The sequence below is a fragment of the Nocardiopsis sp. NPDC007018 genome (assembly GCF_040635075.1).
In the GTDB taxonomy this organism is placed as follows: domain Bacteria; phylum Actinomycetota; class Actinomycetes; order Streptosporangiales; family Streptosporangiaceae; genus Nocardiopsis.
Map to the genome: position 1 here is coordinate 22,033 of NZ_JBEYHA010000002.1, position 19,593 is coordinate 41,625.

20 protein-coding genes are annotated in these 19,593 nt (G+C 72.5%); 8 read left to right on the plus strand and 12 right to left on the minus strand.

Features of this window, described 5'->3' with window-relative positions; genetic code table 11:
• Positions 1-86: 86 nt before the first annotated feature.
• Together ABZ635_RS01130 and ABZ635_RS01135 are read right to left on the minus strand one after the other, a co-directional pair.
• The gene (locus tag ABZ635_RS01130) at positions 87-284 is read right to left on the minus strand and encodes a DUF397 domain-containing protein (protein WP_357756980.1); all 198 of its coding nucleotides are present in this window, start codon (positions 282-284) and stop codon (positions 87-89) included.
• Positions 281-1,162: a helix-turn-helix transcriptional regulator gene (locus tag ABZ635_RS01135; protein WP_357756983.1), complete on the minus strand. Its 882-nt coding sequence runs from the start codon at positions 1,160-1,162 to the stop codon at positions 281-283. The genes ABZ635_RS01130 and ABZ635_RS01135 overlap by 4 nt, the downstream gene beginning before the upstream one ends.
• Before the next feature lie 300 nt (positions 1,163-1,462).
• Between ABZ635_RS01135 and ABZ635_RS01140 the strand changes: the two genes are divergently transcribed.
• The gene (locus ABZ635_RS01140; RefSeq protein ID WP_357756986.1) at positions 1,463-2,725 is read left to right on the plus strand and encodes an endonuclease/exonuclease/phosphatase family protein; all 1,263 of its coding nucleotides are present in this window, start codon (positions 1,463-1,465) and stop codon (positions 2,723-2,725) included.
• Between the two features lie 30 nt (positions 2,726-2,755).
• Here the strand turns inward: ABZ635_RS01140 and ABZ635_RS01145 are convergent, their stop codons facing one another.
• The 4 genes from ABZ635_RS01145 to ABZ635_RS01160 all read right to left on the minus strand — a co-directional run bounded on the left by ABZ635_RS01145 (position 2,756) and on the right by ABZ635_RS01160 (position 5,890).
• Entirely contained in the window at positions 2,756-3,919 is a 1,164-nt protein-coding gene (locus tag ABZ635_RS01145; RefSeq protein ID WP_357756989.1) for a hypothetical protein, read from the minus strand.
• A gap of 126 nt (positions 3,920-4,045) precedes the next feature.
• Positions 4,046-4,354, minus strand: coding sequence for a chorismate mutase (locus ABZ635_RS01150; RefSeq protein ID WP_357756992.1), 309 nt, complete (start codon positions 4,352-4,354; stop codon positions 4,046-4,048).
• 262 nt (positions 4,355-4,616) lie between these two features.
• The gene (locus tag ABZ635_RS01155) at positions 4,617-5,279 is read right to left on the minus strand and encodes a PaaI family thioesterase (protein ID WP_357756995.1); all 663 of its coding nucleotides are present in this window, start codon (positions 5,277-5,279) and stop codon (positions 4,617-4,619) included.
• A 173-nt stretch (positions 5,280-5,452) separates the two neighbouring features.
• A complete protein-coding gene (locus ABZ635_RS01160; protein WP_357756997.1) occupies positions 5,453-5,890 on the minus strand; it encodes a GNAT family N-acetyltransferase in 438 nt (145 codons plus the stop codon).
• A 66-nt stretch (positions 5,891-5,956) separates the two neighbouring features.
• Between ABZ635_RS01160 and ABZ635_RS01165 the strand changes: the two genes are divergently transcribed.
• The 5 genes from ABZ635_RS01165 to ABZ635_RS01185 all read left to right on the plus strand — a co-directional run bounded on the left by ABZ635_RS01165 (position 5,957) and on the right by ABZ635_RS01185 (position 10,228).
• Positions 5,957-6,814: an AraC family transcriptional regulator gene (locus tag ABZ635_RS01165; protein ID WP_357757000.1), complete on the plus strand. Its 858-nt coding sequence runs from the start codon at positions 5,957-5,959 to the stop codon at positions 6,812-6,814.
• Positions 6,804-7,244, plus strand: coding sequence for a sterol carrier protein domain-containing protein (locus tag ABZ635_RS01170; protein ID WP_357757003.1), 441 nt, complete (start codon positions 6,804-6,806; stop codon positions 7,242-7,244). The genes ABZ635_RS01165 and ABZ635_RS01170 overlap by 11 nt, the downstream gene beginning before the upstream one ends.
• A gap of 108 nt (positions 7,245-7,352) precedes the next feature.
• Positions 7,353-8,072, plus strand: coding sequence for an AzlC family ABC transporter permease (locus ABZ635_RS01175; protein WP_357757378.1), 720 nt, complete (start codon positions 7,353-7,355; stop codon positions 8,070-8,072).
• Positions 8,069-8,383 carry an AzlD domain-containing protein gene (locus ABZ635_RS01180; RefSeq protein WP_357757006.1) on the plus strand — a complete coding sequence of 105 codons (315 nt, stop codon included), beginning with the start codon at positions 8,069-8,071 and terminating at the stop codon, positions 8,381-8,383. The genes ABZ635_RS01175 and ABZ635_RS01180 overlap by 4 nt, the downstream gene beginning before the upstream one ends.
• Before the next feature lie 162 nt (positions 8,384-8,545).
• Positions 8,546-10,228, plus strand: coding sequence for a thiamine pyrophosphate-dependent enzyme (locus tag ABZ635_RS01185; RefSeq protein ID WP_357757009.1), 1,683 nt, complete (start codon positions 8,546-8,548; stop codon positions 10,226-10,228).
• A 49-nt stretch (positions 10,229-10,277) separates the two neighbouring features.
• Here ABZ635_RS01185 and ABZ635_RS01190 read toward each other — a convergent pair whose 3' ends face one another.
• The gene (locus tag ABZ635_RS01190; protein WP_357757011.1) at positions 10,278-11,183 is read right to left on the minus strand and encodes a LysR family transcriptional regulator; all 906 of its coding nucleotides are present in this window, start codon (positions 11,181-11,183) and stop codon (positions 10,278-10,280) included.
• Positions 11,184-11,256: 73 nt separating this feature from the next.
• Here ABZ635_RS01190 and ABZ635_RS01195 point away from each other — a divergent pair, with 73 nt between their 5' ends.
• Positions 11,257-12,249: a DMT family transporter gene (locus ABZ635_RS01195; protein ID WP_357757014.1), complete on the plus strand. Its 993-nt coding sequence runs from the start codon at positions 11,257-11,259 to the stop codon at positions 12,247-12,249.
• Between the two features lie 30 nt (positions 12,250-12,279).
• Here ABZ635_RS01195 and ABZ635_RS01200 read toward each other — a convergent pair whose 3' ends face one another.
• The 4 genes from ABZ635_RS01200 to ABZ635_RS01215 form a co-directional block, all read right to left on the minus strand.
• Positions 12,280-13,206 carry an RluA family pseudouridine synthase gene (locus tag ABZ635_RS01200; protein ID WP_357757017.1) on the minus strand — a complete coding sequence of 309 codons (927 nt, stop codon included), beginning with the start codon at positions 13,204-13,206 and terminating at the stop codon, positions 12,280-12,282.
• Positions 13,203-13,778: a signal peptidase II gene (gene lspA / locus ABZ635_RS01205; protein ID WP_357757020.1), complete on the minus strand. Its 576-nt coding sequence runs from the start codon at positions 13,776-13,778 to the stop codon at positions 13,203-13,205. The genes ABZ635_RS01200 and lspA overlap by 4 nt, the downstream gene beginning before the upstream one ends.
• A 29-nt stretch (positions 13,779-13,807) precedes the next feature.
• Positions 13,808-14,218: a TraR/DksA C4-type zinc finger protein gene (locus ABZ635_RS01210; protein WP_357757022.1), complete on the minus strand. Its 411-nt coding sequence runs from the start codon at positions 14,216-14,218 to the stop codon at positions 13,808-13,810.
• Positions 14,219-14,361: 143 nt separating this feature from the next.
• On the minus strand, positions 14,362-14,622 hold the full coding sequence (locus ABZ635_RS01215; protein ID WP_357757024.1) for a hypothetical protein: 261 nt from the start codon (positions 14,620-14,622) through the stop codon (positions 14,362-14,364).
• Between the two features lie 365 nt (positions 14,623-14,987).
• Between ABZ635_RS01215 and ileS the strand changes: the two genes are divergently transcribed.
• Positions 14,988-18,188 carry an isoleucine--tRNA ligase gene (ileS, locus tag ABZ635_RS01220; protein WP_357757381.1) on the plus strand — a complete coding sequence of 1,067 codons (3,201 nt, stop codon included), beginning with the start codon at positions 14,988-14,990 and terminating at the stop codon, positions 18,186-18,188.
• A 67-nt stretch (positions 18,189-18,255) separates the two neighbouring features.
• On the opposite strand, the gene ABZ635_RS01225 is transcribed toward ileS, so the two are convergent.
• Positions 18,256-19,527, minus strand: a complete 1,272-nt coding sequence (locus ABZ635_RS01225; RefSeq protein WP_357757027.1) for a hypothetical protein — start codon at positions 19,525-19,527, stop codon at positions 18,256-18,258.
• Between the last annotated feature and the right edge of the window lie 66 nt (positions 19,528-19,593).

Consider the following 19,593-nt stretch of genomic DNA (forward strand, 5'->3'; position numbering starts at 1 on the left):
GAGGTCCTAGGGCCACGGACTGCCGCCGGGTTATCGGGCCTCTAGGTCCCTCTACTCACAGAGCGCTCATGGGGGAACCAGTGTGGTCAGTTCCGCACGGCCGTGGCGAGAAACGTGCCCCACTCACGCGAGTCGAGGGAGATGTGGCCCAGAACGGGATTCCTGGAGTCGCGAAGGTGCGTGTGGCGGTGGCTCCGGGCGACCTCGACACAGTCGCCGCCCTTGCTTCCGCTGTGGGAGGACTTCCACCACTCGAGTTCGGGAAGCTCTCGCGCGTTCGTCATAGCTCTCTCGCAATCCCCATCATCAGCTCAGCAGAGGCACGGGGCGACAAGGCCTGCATGCACAGTGCGCTGAACGCCTGCCGCGTCGGGAGGACGTCCTTCGCCCGATGCGACATTGTGCCAGCACCACCGGCTTCGACGTACAGGAGTGGCTCCTGGTGCGAGAAGTCCAGGAGGTTCCACGAACCGTCCAGGCCAGCGTGTTCCATCGCCCCCATCGGCAGAATCCCGATCGTCACGGCGTGACTCTCCACCAGATCGATGAGATGTTCGATCTGCCGTTTCAGCACGATCGTCCCACCAATCGGCCGCCGGACGACGAGTTCGTCCATCACGGCTGTCACTACCGGCGGGCGATCGCCGTGGAGGATCTGCTGACGTTGCATCCTGGCCGCCGTCTGGCGGGCGACCTCGCTTCCACCCATGTACGGGCGACCGCAGGCGAGCACCGCCCTCGCGTACTCCTCCGTCTGCAGGAGTCCCGGCACCGTCTGGGACTGGAAGGTACTGATCGCCGCGGCTTCGCTCTCCAGTGCGGCGTAGGGCCTGAACCAGCTCTTGTACACATCGTTCGAACGCTCGAGCAGAGGAAGTATCCGAGCGAGCGCCCCGCCGGTGTGAAGCACCTCGTCACAGTACTCGGTGAACTTGGATGTGGCCCGGTCACCCTCCCGGGTTTCCAGGGGCGACCGCTTGGCGGTCTCCACCATCGAGATCATGGACTTCGAGTACGGAATGAGATCCGCGAGCTGGGCCTGGGTCAGACCGGCCGCCTCCCGGTGACGCTTGAGCTCGGTGGCGTAGTACCTCAAGGCCAGCGACGCCGCACGCGGCTCGGATTCGGTCTCCTCATCCTGAACGACACGCAACTCGGTCACGGCAGACACTCCAACAGGGGGTCAGGGGTGGCCACGTTCCGGTCCCGGCGGACCGGCCTCTCCAGCGTAGTTCCGTGTTCACTCTTGGCGGGGGTGTTTTCCAGGGCCGGTCCCGGCCACCGGTTCACCCTTCCCTGGACCGGTCCATAACAGAGCACCGGCCGGCCGGGGCCAGGTGGGGGCGGCTGTCGATAGGGATTCGACGCCGTTCCGACGGTGGTGGTACACCGCTCGGACACGCGCGCCTGTTAGCCTCCGGCGGTCGGCCCCCCGCTCCCCCGCTGAGAGGACTTCCCTCCCGTGAACCACACGCCCCGCCGGATCGCCTCCACCGCCACGCTGGTGTTGGCGGCCTCCGCGCTGACCGCCCTGCCGTCGTCGGCGGCCGAGTCACCGTCGGTCCCCGCCCCGCCCGGGGCGCACGAGGTGCGCTTCGCCACCTTCAACACGGCCCTGGAGCGCCGGGAACAGGGCGCCCTGGTGGAGGAGCTCGCCACCCCCGACAGTGAACAGGCCCGCAACGTGGCCGAGATCATCCAGCACGTGCGCCCCGACGTGCTGCTGGTCAACGAGTTCGACTACGACGAGGAGGGCGCGGGCCCCCGCCTCTTCCAGGACAACTACCTGTCCGTGGGCCAGTCCGGCGCCGAGCCCATCGAATACCCGTACGTGTACACCGCGCCGGTCAACACGGGTGTGGCCTCGGGCGTGGACCTGAACGGGGACGGCGCGGCGGTGACCGAGCCGGGCACCCCCGAGTACGCGGAGGACGCCTTCGGCTACGGGGTCTTCCCCGGCCAGTACGGGATGGTCGTGTACTCGATGTACCCGATCGTCACGGACGAGGTGCGCACCTTCCAGAACTTCCGCTGGGCGGACATGCCCGACGCCCTGCTGCCCACCGACCCGGAGACCGGTGAGTCCTACTACTCCGAGGAGGCCCTGGAGGTGCTGCGGTTGTCCTCCAAGAGCCACTGGGACATCCCGATCGACACCGGCCGCGGCCGACCGGTGCACCTGCTGGCCAGCCACCCGACGCCGCCGACCTTCGACGGCCCGGAGAAGCGCAACGTGGCGCGCAACCACGACGAGATCCGCTTCTGGGCGGACTACGTGACCCCTCGGGCCGGCGGGTACGTCTACGACGACGCGGGGGTGCGCGGCGGCCTGGCCCCGGGGGCGCCGTTCGTGATCGCGGGCGACCTCAACGCGGACCCCAACGACGGCGACGGGCACCCCGAGGCCGTGACGCGACTGCTGGAGCACCGCCACATCGTGGACGTGCGCCCCTCCAGCCAGGGCGGGCGCGGGGCCGCGCAGCGCCAGGGCGGCGCGAACGAGGAGCACACGGGCGATCCCGACCTGGACAGCGCGGACTTCAACGACGTGCCCGGGCCGGGCAACCTGCGGGTGGACTACGTGCTGCCCTCGCGGTCGCTTCCCGCGCGCGGTTCGGGTGTGTTCTGGCCGACCGTGGACGATCCGCTGTTCCGGCTGACGGGCGACTACCCCTTCCCCAGCTCCGACCACCGCCTGGTGTGGGTGGACGTGCTGCGCCCCTAGCGGTCGCGGCGGCGGGTGGGGCCCGCCCCCTCAGACGTCGTCGGCCGCGGGCTCCCCGCGCCTGATCCGGTAGTCGATCGGCGCGTAGAACGCCGCGCCGACGCACGCGAGTAGCAGCGCGGGGACGAACAGGTGGTCGAAGGCCTCCACGAACCCCGCCGAGCCGGTGTTCTGGCCCCGGGTCGCGACGACGGTGTGCGGGGCGCTCCCCCAGTACCGGATCTCGACGGGCGCCCCCACCCTCGGCGGTACGCCCGACACGGTGGCCCGGTACTCCACGCCGTCCACGGTGTAGGAGAGCTCCCCGTCGTAGCCGATACATGACCTCGCCTCGCACTTCCAGTAGTCCTCGACGACGGCCTTGGTCGTGCGCGGGTCCACCACCGGCTCGGCCAGGGCCGACTCAAGGAAGAGGAAGAAGCAGCCCGCCAGCCCGCAGAGCACGAGAGTAATTCCGGGGGACGACCAGAGGGCGCCCCGTGAGCGTTCGCGAAGGCTGTCGGTTCCTGGAAGCAGGGGATAGCGCGCCGACACTCGCGCGTGCCAGGCGAAGGCGCCGCCCGCGGCGACCAGGCAGGCGAGCGCGCCCAGAGCCGCGGTCCCCGCGGGCCAGCGTTCGCCGTGGGGCCTCACGATGGCGGGCGTGTCGGGTACCACGTCGATCCGGACCAGGACCTGGTGGCCCTGCCTCCACTGCCTCTGCACGTACTGACGATCCACCTGTTGATCGGACGGCGTCGGGACCGTGAACAGCACTCTGCGGCCCTCCAGCAGGTAGATGGCCTGGAGAGAGCCCCCATGGTGCTCCCTGACCTGTGCGTACACAGTGATCCCGCGTTCGTCCAGGGCGCGGTTGCGCGCCCCCCACACCCCGGCCAACACGGTGAGGACCAGGCAGGCGCACAGGCACAGGACCGGCAGGAGGAACCAGCGCGCGCGGTCCTCACGGCGGTTCCGAAGGCTGACCAGCTCGGCCAGGGTCCTCTCGAACTCCTCCCTGGCCTGATCGGCGGCCCGCTCGGCGTCGTGCTGCGTCCGGAAGGCCAGTTCGAGTTCCCGACGGTTGTGGTCCCTCATGCGTCGCATGGCCCTGCGGTGTTCGGTCCAGCGACGGCTTCCGGCCCTGGCCTGGTGGAGGCCGATGGCCAGGAGGGCCGAGGCCGTGGATCGGCGTCGGGGCGGGGGTGGGTTCACGGGGGCCTCCCTGGTGCGCCCGGCGGTGGGGGTCCGGGTCGGCACCCGTGGGACGCGGCGGGGCGCGGTCCGGTTGCCCGCCCCGCCGCCCGTGGCCGGGCCCGGCCAGCAGCGGCCGTGGCGTCCTCACCCGCCGTCCCGGGCCTCCTCCTGCGCCGCCGCCAGTCCGGCGCTGATGACGCTGTCCATGATGGCGGCGAGGCGGTCGGCTCCCAGGCGCGGCGCGTGCTCGGCCATGCGCTCCACGAGGAGGCGTTCGCGGTCCATGTCGCGTCCGGCGAAGTAGCCGACCGGCTTGAGGCGCTGTACCTGGGCGGCGACCAGGGCGCGGCGTTCGAGGAGCGCGGCCAGTTCGGCGTCCATCTGGTCGATGCGGCCGCGCAGGCGCAGGATCTGCTCGTGGGCGGGCGCGGGTTCGCTGTGGCGGTCGTGCACGGTGGTCCCTCTCGGGTGGATGCGTTCGCGGAGGCGGCGCGGCCGTTCGACCCGTCGGGGTGGTGTGCACCGGGACGTCGGCCGCCCGAAAAGACGAAAGAGCACCGGGCCGAAGCCCGAGTGCTCTGTTGCCGACGTTCCCGTTTCCGCCTACGTGCGAGCGGCCGACGGGTGCGTCGGCTGGCTAAACACGCGATAGCAGTGGGTCACGGTGGTGATGTTACTACACGGTGGGGGCGCGACCCCGCCTCGGGGAGGCGGGTCACTCGGGGACGTCGACCCGGATCATGAGCGCGCTGGCCTCGGCGGTCACCTCACCGTGGGCGCGGATGCGTCCGGCCACGTAGACCTTGCGGCCCTCGACGCGTTCCACCCAGGAGGTGATCTCCAGAGGGGTGAACAAGGGGGTGGGGCGGCGGTAGTCGATCTCCAGCCGGGCGGTGAGGCCGGGGCTGGTCTCGACGGAGGAGACGCTTCCGATGGCCTGGTCGAGCATGGCGGCGATCCACCCGCCGTGCACCAGCCCGGGCGGACCCTGGTAGGTGGTGTTGAGGGTGACCTCGGCGCGCAGGCCGTCCTCGGTGCGGTCGAGGAACATCGGCGGGGCGGCCGGGTTGGTCTCGCCCTCGACGATGTTCGTGATGGTGCCGATCACGGTGGTGCCGTCGCCGAGTTCGCGCCGCACCATGGTGCCGATCTCCCGGCGGGCGACGTTGAGCCGGTCGGTGAGGCCCTCGACGACGGCGGCGGTCTCGGCCAGGGTGTCGGAGTCGACCTCGGTGTTGGCGACGGCGTCGACGAGGTCGTGCACGCGGGAGACCAACGTGCGCAGCTCGGCGGGGATCGAGTGGGCGTCGACGAGCGGGAGTCCGTAGGCTCGCGGGTCGTCGGGGCTCTCGGTGGCCGGTTGCGTGTTGACCGTCATGTGTTCCTCGTCGGATCGGTTGTTCGCGCTCGGACTGGCGGGGGCGCCGCGCGGGCGCGCCGGCGGGGGCCGGCATCAGAACCGAATCCTACTCGGTAGTACCCGTCCGGGGCGTGCCCGAGGCGTGCGCTCCCCGTCACACCGGACGGGGAGCCCGTCCGTGAAGGGCCCGGTCAGGCCAGCTGGTGCTCCATGTGCAGGTGCGGGATTCCGGCGTCCATGAACTCCTCGCCGTGGGCCGTGTAGCCCAGTCGCTCGTAGAAGCCGAGCGCGTGCGTCTGCGCGTGCAGCTCGACCCGCGCGAGCCCGGACTCGCGGGCCAGGTCCTCGGCGGCGCGCACCAGCGCCGCCCCGGTGCCGTTCCCCCGGCCGTCGGGCAGGACCGCCATGCGCCCCAGGAGTCCGGAGCCGTCGCCCTGGTCGACGAGCCGGACCGTGCCCACCGGGACGTCGTCGACGACGGCGAGGAGGTGGGCGGCGGTGGAGTCGCGGTCGTCCCACTCCTCCTCGATGGGCACCCGCTGTTCGGCGACGAAGACGGCGCCCCTGATCACGAAGACGGCCGCACGGTCCCGGTCGTCCAGGGCCCGGCGGATCTGTGGCTTGCTCATGGGCGCAGACTATCCGTGCCCGGGTCGACGCCGACGGCCGCCCCCGACCCGTTCTAACCTGGACATATGGATCTGCCCAGCGACGTTCACCCCACCGTCGAGGACCCGCGCGTGGAGCGCGCGCGGTACTGGCGTTTCTCCGGGCTGCCCGACACCGAGCTCCTCACGGCGCGGTTCGTCACCACGGCCTTCACGAGGCACACCCATCCCACGTACACGATCGGCATGATCACGGCCGGGATCGAGGAGTACTCGCACGCGGGCGGGAGTTCGCGGGTGGGGCCGGGCGGTCTGGCCGTGGTCGGCCCCGACGAGGTGCACACCGGCCACGCAGGGGTGCCCGAGGGATGGGGGTACCGGGTGTTCTACCCCGCGCCCGAGGTGGTCGAGGGCATCGGCCGGGAGCTGGGGATGCGCGGGACCCCGGGCTTCGCCGGGTCCGGTATCCACGCCCCCGAGGTCTCGGCGGTGCTGGTGCGGGCGCACATGGCGGCCGAGCGCGGGGAGCGGCTGACCGCCTCCTCCCTGGCCCGGCAGGGCATCGCCATGCTGCTGCGCTCGCACGGGCGCGAACGCGGCTCGCGGGGACCGGACCCCGCCGCGCGACCCGAGGTGGCGCTGGCGCGGGAACTGCTCGCGGCGCGTCTGGTGGACCCGCCGACCCTGGAGGAACTGGCGACGCACACCGGGCTCGGGCCGTTCGCCCTGGCCAGGGCCTTCCGGGCGGCCTACGGCCTGCCCCCGCACGCCTATCTGAACCAGATGCGGGTGGACCGGGCCCGCTCCCTCCTGCTCCGGGGGCGCCGCGCGGGCGAGGTGGCCGTGGAGGTCGGCTTCGCCGACCAGTCCCACCTGACCCGCCATTTCCGCCGCCACCTGGGCGTCCCGCCCGTCGCCTACCAGCGCGCCCTGCGTGCCTCCTAATCCTCGCCCCGGCACCCACCGGATCGTCAGAGGACGCCGCACCGCCGGGGCCCTGACCACGGAGCTGGTCGACAACCTGTGGGTGCGCCTGGTGGACGTGGAGCGGGCCCTGGCCGCGCGCCGCTACGCCCTGCCCCTGGACGTGGTCCTGGAAGTGGACGACGCGTTCTGCCCGTGGAACGCGGACCGCTACCGGCTGCGCGCCGACGGTGATGACGTCCGGTGCGAACGCACCGGGGCCACCGCCGACCTGCGGCTGTCCACGGCCGAACTCGGCGCCGCCTTTCTGGACGGGACGACGTTGGTGTCCCTGGCGGCGGCCGGACGCGGCGCCGAGCCGACACCGGGCTCCCTGTCGCGTTGCTCGACGGCCTTCCGGGCCGAACGGGAGCCCTTCCATCCCTCCGGTCGGGCCTTCCCCGCCTACTGACCGGCCCTCCCGGCGCGCCGGTCCGCGCAAGAACGTTCAAGACCCGCCGACGCGCCCCCTCTAGCGTGGGCGAACGTGAAGACCTTCTCCGTACTCCGCTCGCCGGCGGTGCGGGACAGCCTGGGGATCGGTGTCGCCGTCGGCGCCGCCGGTCTGGCCTTCGGCACCGCCGCCGTGGCCGCCGGGCTGTCACCCGCCCAGTCGGTGTTCCTCAGCCTGTTCATGTTCACCGGCGCCTCCCAGTTCGCCCTGGTCGGGGTGATCGCGGGGGGCGGCAACCTCGTCGCGGGCGCGCTGGGCGCCCTCCTGCTGGGGGCCCGCAACACCCTGTACGGGCTGCGGTTGGCCGACATACTCGGGTACCGGGGCACCCGGCGGGCCTTGGCCGCGCACGGGGTGATCGACGAGACCACGGCGGTCACGCTGATCCAGCCGGACCGGGAGTCGGCGCGTACCGCGTTCGTGACGACCTACGCGGTCCTGGGCACCTTCTGGGTCGCCACGACCCTGGTGGGGGCCCTGGCCACCGACCGCGTGGACGACGTCGACGCCTTCGGGCTGGACGCCGTGGGTCCGGCCATCTTCCTGGGGCTGCTGTGGCCCCGCCTGCGTGAGGGAGGGCCGCGCACCTGGCTGATCGCGGCCCTGGGGGCGGGGCTGGCGCTGGCCGCGACCCCGTTCCTTCCGCCCGGGGTCCCGGTACTGTTGGCCGCCTCCGCCGCACTCCTGTCCTTCGCGGGCGCGGACCACGAGCCGAGGGGGGCCCGCGACCGCCCGGGCCCGGGGAGCCCGGCAGCGGGCCCGGGCGGTCGGGGGGCGCGGTCATGACGTTGTGGATCGTGCTGATCGCCACGGCCGCCGGGTGCTACCTGCTCAAGTACGCGGGGCTGGCGGCCCCACGCCGCCTGCTGGACAACCCGTGGCTCCAGCGCTTCGCGATGGCCGTGCCGCTGGCCCTGCTGGCCGCGCTGATCGCCGTGCAGGCCCTGGGCGACGGCCAGGCCCTGCACTGGGACACCGCCCGGATGGCGGGCGTGGGTGCGGCCCTGCTCGCCTTGGTGCTGCGCGCACCGTTCCTGCTGGTGGTGGTGGCCGCCGCCGGGACGACCGCCGCGCTGCGCGCCCTCGGGGTGGCGTAGGAGCCTCCCGTGGCGGTACGGGCGGGGTTGTCCACAGGGGGCGGGGGTCGGCCTTGACCGGTCATGGGCCGCCTGCCAGAGTCAGCCGCACGTGTTCTGTGGCACACCCCTGCCCCGGGGGCGCGCCGAGTGGACCTTGCGACGATGGAAGGACCCGCCTCCATGGCCCCAGCCGCACCACGGCCCCAGCCCCCCACCGACACCGCCGCGCACGCGGCGGTGTCGGTCCTGGCCGCCGCCGGGATCAGACGGTGCTACACCGTCCCCGGCGAGAGCTTCCTCGAACTGGCCGACGCCATCGACCAGCACCCGGAGATGGCCCTGGTCTCCACCCGCCACGAGGGCGGCGCCGCCTTCATGGCGGAGGCCGACGCCAAGCTCACCGGGGTCCCCGCGGTGGCCGCCGCGACGCGCGGCCCCGGGGCGGCCAACCTGGCGGTGGGCGTGCACACCGCCATGCAGGACTCCACCCCGATGATCGTCTTCCTCGGCCAGGCCGAGACCGAGCGCCTGGGCCGGGAGGCCTTCCAGGAGGTGGACCTGACCGCCTTCTACGCGCCCATCACCAAGTGGTCGACCACCGTGCACCGGGCCGACCGGCTGGCCGAGGTGACGGCGCGGGCGATCCGGATCGCCACCACCGGCAGACCGGGCCCGGTGGCCATCGCCGTGCCGGGCGACCTGTTCGGCCAGCGGGTGGGCCCGACGCCCGCGCCGCACGTACCGGTGGTCCCGCGGCCCCCGCTGGGCGAGGAGGACCGGGACCGGCTGTCGACCTGGCTGGCCCGGGCCGTGCGCCCGGTCATCATCGCCGGGGGCGGGGCGCGCGCGGCGCGCGCGGACCTGGTGCGCGTGGCCGAGTTGTACAGCGCCGGGGTCTACGCGTCCTGGCGGCGCCAGGACGTGTTCCCCAACGACCACCCGCTCTACCTCGGACACCTGGGACTGGGCGCGCCGAGCGGGGTGCTGGGGGCCCTGGCCGACGCGGACGCGGTGCTGGTGGTGGGCTGCCGGATGAGCGAAACCACCACACAGGGGTACCGGCTGCCCGAGTCGGACGAACGCACGCGCGTCGCACAGATCGACATCGACCCCCAGCAGGTCGGCGCCACCAAGGACGTGTGGCTGGGGGCGGTGGCCGACGCGGGCGAGGCCCTGCGGTCCCTGGCCGCCGCTCCGGTGAAGGCGCCCTACCGCGACTGGAGCGCGGCCCGGCGGCTGTGGGTGGAGAGCGCCACCGTCCCGGCGCAGGCCGAGCGGCACCGGGGCGCCCGCATGCACCCGTGGTCGGTGATCGCCGGGATGCGGGAGGCCCTGCCCGAGGACGCCCTGATCACCAACGACGCGGGCAACTTCGCCTCGTTCCTGCACCGGGGGTGGTGGTACCGGCACGCGGACTCCCAGCTGGCGCCGACCAGCGGGGCCATGGGTTACGCCATTCCCGCCGCGGTGGCCGCCAAGCTGGCCGCCCCCGACCGGACGGTGGTGGCGGTGGCCGGTGACGGCGGCGCGCTGATGACCGGGCAGGAGCTGGAGACGGCGGTGCGCCACGGCGCGGCGATCACGGTGATCGTGTTCCAGAACGGGCTCTACGGAACCATCGCGATGCACCAGGCGCGTGAGCTGGGACGGATCGCGGCGACGGAGATCAGCGGGCCCCTGGACCTGGCCGGGTACGCCCGCGCGCTGGGGGCCCGGGGAGCCACCGCGCACACCCGTGAGGAGCTGGAGAAGGCCCTGTCCGAGGCGGTGGGCGCGGACCTGCCCACCCTGGTGGACGTGCGCACCGACCCGGAGGTGATCAGCCCGACCGCCACCCTGACGGATCTGCTCGGCGAGGCCTGAACGACGGCGGGGGCGGGACGGCCCCGCCCCCGCCGTCACCCCTTCCGACTCACTCGGTGTAGGAGGCGGCCGCTTCCCGCAGCGCGCGGACCACGGCCCTGATCGCGGGCCGACGGGAGGCGTCGGTGCGCCAGAACACGTACACCTGGCGCACCAGGGCGGGCTGGACCGGTACCACCCGCACCCCCTCGGGCAGGGGGCCGCGCCCGAGCCGGGGCATGACGGCGGCGCCGATCCCGGCCGCGATGAGCGCCAGCTTGGTCTGGTGTTCCTCCACCGAGTGGATGACATGGGGCTCGGCTCCGCGCGCCCGGATGATGTCGTGCAGCCAGTCGTCGCAGATGGAACCCCTGGTCCAGCTGATCCACGGCAGGTCCAGGATCTCGTCCAGCTCCAGGATCTCGCGATGGGCCAGGGGGTGGTCCGAGGGCAGCGCGATGTCGCCGACGTCCTCCATGAGCGAGGCGCGGGTCATGCCCTGCGGCAGTTGCAGCGGCGCCCCCATCCAGTCCACGACCAGGGCCAGGTCGGCGTCGCCGCGCACCATCGCGGGGACGCTCTCCTGGGGTTCGTCCTCGTGCAGCTCGACGCGTAGCCCCGGGTGGGCCTCACGCAGGGCGGGCAGCGCGGTGGGCAGCAGCCCGCGCACCGCCGTGGGGGTGGCGGACAGCCGCAGGTGACCGGTGACCTCGCCCCGGTGGGCCTCCAGGTCGGCCTGCGCCCGGTGGACCAGGGAGAGGATGCGGGAGGTGTGTTCCACCAGGAGCTCGGCGGCGTCGGTGAGGCGCACACCCCGCCCGTTGCGCTCGACCAGCGGCTGGCCGACCTCGCGTTCGAGCTTGGTCAGCTGTTGGGAGACGGCGGAGTTGGTGACGTGCAGGGCCTGGGAGGCGGCGCTGAGGGACCCGTGGGCGGCGATGGCGTGGAGGACGCGGAGCCGTTCGACACTGAGCATGTAAGCAAAACTAACGCGCTGGTTTAGTGAAACGAAGTAGACCTAAGCGATCGTGTGCGGATAGAAACATCCCATGACCACTCTCCCCGGCGCCCTCGCCACGCCGGTAGCCGCCCCGCACCCGCCGCGCTCCCCCTTCCTGGACTGGCGCGCCAAGTTCGTCCTGCTCGCGCTCATCTGGGGCATGAGCTTCGTCCTCATCCGGATCGGCGCCGAGGTCCTCGCCCCGCTCCAGCTGGCCCTCGGGCGCATGGGAACCGGAGCCCTGGCCCTACTCGCCGTCCTGTTCCTGAGCCGAGGTCGGCTGCCGTCCTCGCCCCGGCTGTGGGGACACATGTTCGTGGCCGCCCTGCTGCTGAACACCGTGCCGTTCACCCTGTTCGGCTACGCCGCCCAGCTGATCCCGTCCGCCCTGATGGGGATCGTCAACGCCTCCACCCCGCTGTTCGGGGTCGTGTTCGCCATGCTGATCCTGACCGACGAACGCCCCGACCGGACCCGCCTGCTCGGCCTGGGCATCGGCTTCCTCGGGGTCCTCACCGTCTTCGGGGTCTGGAACTCCCTGGGCGGCCTCGACGTCTCCGGCGACGACGCCCTGATCGGCATGCTCCTGGTCGTGGGCGCCACCGTCTGCTACGGGATCGGCACCCCCTACCTGCGCCGGTTCGTGGCGGGCAGCCCGCACACCGCGCTGGAGCTGAGCTCCCTCCAGATGCTGCTCGGAACCCTGCCCCTGCTGGTGCTGACGCCGCTGTTCACCTCGGCGCCGACCGACCTGACCTGGCGGGCCGCGCTCGCCGTGACCGCGCTGGGCGTGTTCGGCACCGGGTTCGCCTACATCCTCAACTACGCGGTGGTCCGCGCGGCGGGCGCGACCGTGGCCACCACCGTCACCTACGTGGTCCCGGTGGTGGCCGTCACCGCGGGGGTGGTCCTGCTCGGGGAGACCCTGACCTGGAACCAGCCGGTGGGAGCGCTCGTGATCATCCTGGGCGCGGCCCTGTGCCAGGGGGTCCTACGCGTCCGCCGCCCGGCCCCGGAGGGGGCGGGACGGCGGAGTACGTGAGGCCGAGGGGGCCCGGCGGGGCCGTGGCTGTCAGTCCTCGCGGAGGACCTCCACGGCCGCCCGCAGGTCGTCGGGGTAGGGACTGGAGAACTCCACCGGGCGGTGCTCGGTGGGGTGGTCGAAGCCCAGCCGCACCGCGTGCAGCCACTGGCGCCGGACCCCGAGCCGCTCGGCCAGTGTGGGGTCGGCACCGTACAGGTGGTCGCCCACGCACGGGTGCCGCAGGGCGGACATGTGCACCCTGATCTGGTGGGTGCGGCCCGTCTCCAGCTTGATCTCCAGCAGACTGGCGGCCCGGAAGGCCTCCTGGGTGTCGTAGTGCGTCACCGAGGGGCGCCCGCCCGCGACCACCGCCCAGCGGCCGTCGCCCGCCGGGTGGCGGTCGATCGGAGCGTCGACGGTGCCGCGCAGCGGGTCCGGGTGCCCCTGGACCAGCGTGTGGTAGCGCTTGTCGACGGTGCGTTCCTTGAACGCCCGCTTGAGCACGCTGTAGGCGGTCTCGCTCTTGGCCACGACCATCAGGCCGGTGGTGTTGGCGTCCAGCCGGTGCACGATGCCCTGACGCTCGGCGGCGCCGCTGGTGGCCAGCCGCACCCCGGAGGCCAGCAGGCCCTCCAGCACGCTGGGCCCGGTCCAGCCGACCGTGGGGTGCGCGACCACGCCGACCGGCTTGTCCACCACGATGATGTCGGCGTCCTCGTGCACGATCCGCATGCCCGGGACGGCCTCGGCCCGGGGCACCGGGGCGGTGGGCGGCGGCGGGAGGGTGACCTCCAACCAGGCCCCGGCGCTCACCCGGTCGGACTTGGCCGCCTCGGCACCGTCGAGGAGCACCCCGCCGTCGCCGATGATCTCGGCCGCGCGGGTCCGGGAGAGCCCGAACATCCGCGCGATCGCGGCGTCGAGCCGGTCGCCCTCGAGGCCGTCGGGGACGGGCAGACTCCTGATGTCGCTCACGCGCCGCTCCCCTTGTCGTTGTCGCCGTCCTTCGCGGACGGCTCGTCCGGCTCCGCCGTCTCGCCCACGGCCCGGGTGCCGTCCAGGTTGAGCCCCTTGAACGTGAGCGCCACCACCAGACAGGCGCCGACGACCACGCAGGAGTCGGCCAGGTTGAAGACGGGGAAGGTCCCGACGCTGATGAAGTCGACGACCGCGCCGGTGCCGGGGGTCTCGCCCCGGAAGTAGCGGTCGACGAGGTTGCCCGCGGCGCCACCCATCATCAGGCCCAGGGTGGCACCCCACCAGAGGCTGCGCACCCGCCAGCCGATCCAGGCGATCGCGAGGACCACGACGGAGGCGATGGCGGTGAACACCCAGGTGTAGCCGGTGCCCAGCGAGAACGCGGCGCCGGTGTTGTAGACCAGGGTGAACTGGACGAGGTCGCCGACGACGTCGAGGCGCTCGCCCGGAGAGAAGGCCGCCAGCACCCACTCCTTGGTCAGGAAGTCGGCGACGATCGCGGTCAGCGCGACCAACAACAGGAGTACGTACCTGCGCGGCCGGGCAACGGTGTTGTCGGTCGTGGTCATGTTGCTGTCCCCGGAGGGCTCTACCTCAGTCAGCGACGCTCCTCGCGCTGTTTGCAGGGGACGCACAGGGTGGCACGCGGAAAGGCCTGGAGTCGTGCCTTTCCGATGGCCTGGCCGCATGACTCGCAGACCCCGTAGGTCCCCGCGTCCATCCGTTCGATCGCCCGCTCGCTCTTGGCGAGCAGGTCACGAGTATTGTAGGCCAACGCCAGATCGTGTTCGCGCTGGAAGGTCTTGGCCCCGGCGTCCGCGGGGTCGTCCCCGGCACCCTCCACGGGGTCGGTGAGCCGCTCGGCGAGCTCCCGCTCCCCCTCGCTCAGCTCCTCCCGCTGGGCCGCGATCTCGCCCTCCAACTGCTCGCGGACCGCCGCGAGCTCCTCCGGCGTCCAGGGCTCCTCGCCCGGTCGCACCGGCAACGCCGCCGCCTGGGTGGCCTTCATCGCACTCCCCCTCCGCCTGCCCCACGACCTCCGCACCCCTCCCGAACTGGGGTTCTCCCCATCGGAGCGGTCGTGAGTGGTGCCGTGAGCCTAGGCAATCAGCCGCGCCAAGGCAACGATCCCGACGGTGGGGCGCGCACGCCTCACTCCGCCACGGCGAACCCGCCGTAGTCCTCGGCGAGGAGCCGAAGGTGCGGTTCGTCGAAGACCGCCGATCCGCCGTGCGGCCCGGTCAGCACCTCGATCACCCAGTCGGCGTCCTCGGCGTCGTCCTCGCCCGCGAGGGCGTCCCGGTGCACCCCGCACGGCTCGTAGCCCTGCTCCAGGAGCTGTTCGGCGAGCTCCTCCGCGTCGTCGCGATCGTGCAGGGTCACCAGGACCGCGCCCCGTGTCCGCTCCGCCATGGCCCGTCCTCACCCCTGTTCAGCGGCGCACCCGGCCGCACTGCGTTATCCTGGTGACGTGTCGATGGGGACGAGTAACGCTGGCCCCGACCGGACGCACCCAGCCTAGAGGGGCGGGTACGGCCCAGCGACCCGGGGACGGTGGGAGCCCGGGGGCGACGACCAGCGCGAAGATCACCCCGGAGCCGCCGGAAGAACGGGTGTCGCACCGTGCGCGCACCCCAGTAGAACCGGCACGAACCAACGAAGTGGGACCCGCCCGCGAGCCGCCCAGCGGTCTCGGACGCGGCTCCAAGGAGGGTGGTACCGCGGGGCTGCGCCTCGTCCCTCCGTCAGGAACGCCCCTGATGGAGAAAGGTACGACGGTGACCGACGACCCCCGGCCCGAATCCCGCGCGCTGCCCCAGCTGCCCGCCCAGATCGACCTGCCCGCGACGGAGCGCGAGATCCTCGGCCGCTGGTCGAAGGAGAACGTCTTCCAGCGCTCGCTCGACCAGACGCGCGGCAACGAGAACTGGGTGTTCTACGAGGGTCCGCCGACCGCGAACGGCCAGCCCGGCGTGCACCACGTGGAGGCCCGCGCCTTCAAGGACGTCTTCCCGCGCTTTCGCACCATGCGCGGCTACCACGTCGACCGCAAGGCCGGCTGGGACTGCCACGGCCTGCCGGTCGAGGTCGCGGTGGAGAAGGAACTGGGTCTGAGCGGCAAGAAGGACATCGAGGCCTTCGGTATCGCCGAGTTCAACGACCGCTGCCGCGAGTCCGTCCTGCGCAACGTGGACGCCTTCACCTCCATGACCGAGCGCATGGGCTACTGGGTGAACATGGACGACGCCTACCGCACCATGGACCCGCAGTACGTGGAGTCCGTCTGGTGGGCGCTCAAGCAGATCTGGGACAAGGGCCTGCTGGTCCGCGACTACCGGATCAGCCCCTACTGCCCGCGCTGCGGCACGACGCTCTCCGACCACGAGCTGGCCCAGGGCTACGAGACCGTCACCGACCCCTCGGTGTACGTGCGCTTCCCGGTCACGTCCGGCCCGTTGGCCTCCCCCGAGCACCCCACCTCGCTGCTGGTGTGGACCACCACCCCGTGGACCCTGGTGTCCAACACGGCGGTGGCAGTGCACCCGGAGGTCCGGTACGTGGTGGCCACCGACGGCGACGAGCGCCTGGTGGTAGCCGAGCCGCTGTTCGAGAAGGTCCTCGGCGAGGGCTGGGAACTCACGGGCGAGAGCTTCGAGGGCGACGAGATGGAGCGGTGGACCTACCAGCGCCCCTTCGACCTCGTGCCCTTCGACGAGCCCGCGCACTTCGTGGTGCTCGCCGACTACGTCACGGTCGAGGACGGTACGGGTCTGGTCCACCAGTCCCCGGCCTTCGGCGCCGACGACATGCTGGTCTGCCGCTCCTACGGCCTGCCCGTGGTCAACCCGGTGCGGCCGGACGGCACCTTCGAGGCCGAACTGCCGCTCGTGGGCGGGGTCTTCTTCAAGGAGGCCGACAAGACGCTGGTGCGCGACCTCAAGGACCGCGGCCTGCTCTTCCGGCACCTCGACTACGAGCACTCCTACCCGCACTGCTGGCGCTGCCACACCGCGCTGCTCTACTACGCGGTGCCGTCCTGGTACATCCGCACCACGGCCGTCAAGGACGAGCTGCTCGCGCAGAACGACGTCACCACCTGGGTCCCCGAGAACGTCAAGGAGGGCCGCTTCGGCGAGTGGCTGCGCGGCAACGTCGACTGGGCGCTGTCCCGCAACCGCTACTGGGGCACCCCGCTGCCGATCTGGGAGTTCCCCGACGGCCGCCAGATCTGTGTGGGGTCCCTGGAGGAGCTGAGCCGCCTCAGCGGCCAGGACCTGTCCAACCTGGACCCGCACCGCCCCTACGTGGACGACGTCGTCATCCCCGACCCCGACGCCGACCCGTCCCTGCCCGAGGAGCAGCGGGTGGCCCGCCGGGTGCCCGAGGTCATCGACGCCTGGTTCGACTCCGGTTCCATGCCGTTCGCCCAGTGGGGCGCACCGCACGAGAACAAGGAGACCTTCGAGGAGAACTTCCCCGCCCAGTACATCTCCGAGGCCATCGACCAGACCCGCGGCTGGTTCTACTCGCTGCTCGCGGTGAGCACCCTGGTGTTCGGCCGCAACTCGTTCGAGAACGTGGTCGTGCTCGGCCACATCCTCGCCGAGGACGGCCGCAAGATGAGCAAGCACCTGGGCAACGTCATGGAGCCCATCGCGGTGATGGACCGGCACGGCGCCGACGCGCTGCGCTGGTTCATGCTGGCCAGCGGCTCGCCGTGGACCGCCCGCCGGGTCGGTCACGCAGCCCTGGAGGAGATCGTCCGCAAGGTGCTGCTGACCTACTACAGCACCACGTCGTTCTTCACCCTGTACGCCAACGCCGGGAACGGCTGGGACCACTCCAGGCTGGCCGAGGCGCCCGCCCCGCAGGACCGGCCGGTGCTGGACCGCTGGCTGTTGTCGGAGCTGAACGAGGTCGTGCGGGACGTCACCCGGGCGATGGAGGAGTTCGACACGACCGGGGCCGGACGCCGTCTGACCGCGTTCGTCGACGACGTCTCCAACTGGTACGTGCGCCGTTCCCGCCGCCGGTTCTGGGGCGGGGCCGACACCCCCGAGGGCGCGGCCGCCTTCGCGACGCTGTTCGAGGCGTTGGAGACCGTCACCCTGCTGATGGCCCCGGTCGTCCCGTTCCTGACCGAGCACGTGTGGTCGGCGCTGCGCCGCCCGGAGGCTCCCGACTCGGTGCACCTGGCCTCCTGGCCCCGGGTCGACGACGCCCTGATCGACCCCGAGCTGTCGCGGAACATGGCGCTCACCCGCCGCCTGGTGGAGCTGGGCCGGTCCGCGCGCGTGGACTCGGCCATGCGTACCCGGCAGCCGCTGGCCCGCGCCCTGGTGGGCGCTCCGGGCTTCGCCGACCTGCCGGAGCAGCTCCGCGCCCAGGTGGCCGAGGAGCTCAACGTGGCCGGGCTGGACGCGCTGTCGTCGGTCGGCGGCGACCTCGTGGACTACGTGGTCAAGCCGAACTTCCGGGCCCTGGGCAAGCGGTTCGGCAAGCGTACGCCGCTGGTGGCCAAGGGCATCCAGGCCGCCGACCCGGCCGTGCTGGTGGCCCAGGTCCGCGACACCGGCTGGGCGCAGGTGCGGGTCGAGGACGAGCCGGTCGAGGTCAACGCCGACGAGGTGCTGGTCACCGAGCAGCCCCGCGAGGGTTGGGCGGTGGCCTCCGAGGCCGGGGAGACGGTGGCCCTGGACCTGGAGCTGACTCCGGAGCTGCGCCGCGCCGGTCTGGCCCGTGAGATGGTCCGGATGCTCCAGGAGGCCCGGAAGAACAGCGGTCTGGACGTGTCGGACCGTATCCGGGTGTGGTGGACGACCGAGGACGAGGCGCTCCGTCAGGCGTTGACGGAGCACGGCCGGATGATCGCCGGTGAGGTGCTGGCCGACGCGTTCGCGGCCGGGACGGGCGAGGACGCGCCGCACTCCGCGGAGTCGGAGGAGTTCGACGTGGTGTTCGCGTTCCGCCGCGCCTGAACCGCCCCCGCGCGCTGACGACGAAGGGCCCCGCTCGGGAGAGCTGGGCCCTTCGGTGGTTCGGGGTTCAGCGGGCGGCGGAGGTGTCGGCCTCCGGGGCGTGGTCCGCGTTCCGGGGCCGGTTCCCGGCCTGCTCCGCGCCGTCGACGCCCTCGCCGTCCTCGACGGGACGGGTGGGCTCGTCGGTGGCGGGCGAGTCCGGTCCGGTCTCGTCGGCCTCTTCGGCGGCGTCGGGGACGTCGGGGACGTCGTCGATCTCGGCGTCGTGCTCCCGGGCGCTCTCGGCGCCGGTTCCGACCGTCTCCCCCGCGACGTCCCGGGGGGTATCGGGCGCGTCGGCGGCCTCGTCCGATTCCCGGGCCTCGTCGGTCTGATCGCCCGGCTCGACCGGGGCGTCCTCGACGGGCTGGGCCTCCTCGGAGGCCTCGTGTTCGGCGCCCGGTTCGGCCACCGGCTCCGTCTCTTCCTCACGCGCGTCCGGCTCGGGGGCCGCGTCGGGCTCGGAGGTCGGAGCCTCGGGCCCGTCGGGCTCGACGGCCTCGGACTCGCCCGTCACCGCCGTGGCGGACGCGGCGGTCACGGCTTCGGAAGACTCATCGGCCTCGGGTACGTCGGACTCGGACGACTCGGGAATCTCGCGCTCGACGGCCTCGGGCTCGGGCTCTGGTACGTCGGGCTCGGAAACGACCCCGGTCTCGGGGGGTTCACTCTCCCCTGCGGGCTGGACGGGGTCCGGCGTGTCCTCTCGAAGGGCGTCGCCCTCCCGGGCGTCGGAGGCCTCGGTGTCCAGCGGGGTGTGGTCCGGTCCGTCGGGTTCGGGGACGGTCTCGGCGTGCGCGGAGTGTTCCTGCGGCCGCGGCTCGGACTCCGGAGTCCCGGTCGGCTCCGGCCAGCTCCCCACGGTGGGGGTCTGCCATCGGGGGACCTCGAACTCCGCCTCTTCGTCACTGTCGTCGGCCGCCGCGGCGGGGGGCGCGTCGGCCTCGTGCCCCTGGGGCACGGGGTGCTCCGTGACGGCGGATTCCCGCACCGGCCGCTCAGCCGGTGCGGGTACGCGCCCGGAGTGCTCCGGTTCCCACTGTGTGCCCGGTTCCGTGCCGACCGCCGTCGCGGCGGCCATCACGGGGACGGACGACTTCCCCAAACCGTCCGTCCGTTCCCGGTCCCTTCCGCTCCCGCCGAACCGTTCCTGGACGAGTGCGCCCAACAACAGGAGGACGCTCAGTCCGCCGAGTCCCAGGGCGACGTACACCAGGGTGGGCTCGGCGAGTACCAGGGCGGCCGCGACGGCGACGAGGGCCGCCAGTACCGCCACGGTGGCGAGGAGGCTAAGGATCACGGGTCGACCAGGGCCTTTACACGTGTGGAGCCGGAGTTTTCAGTTGTTCGGAGCCGTGTCCGCTGA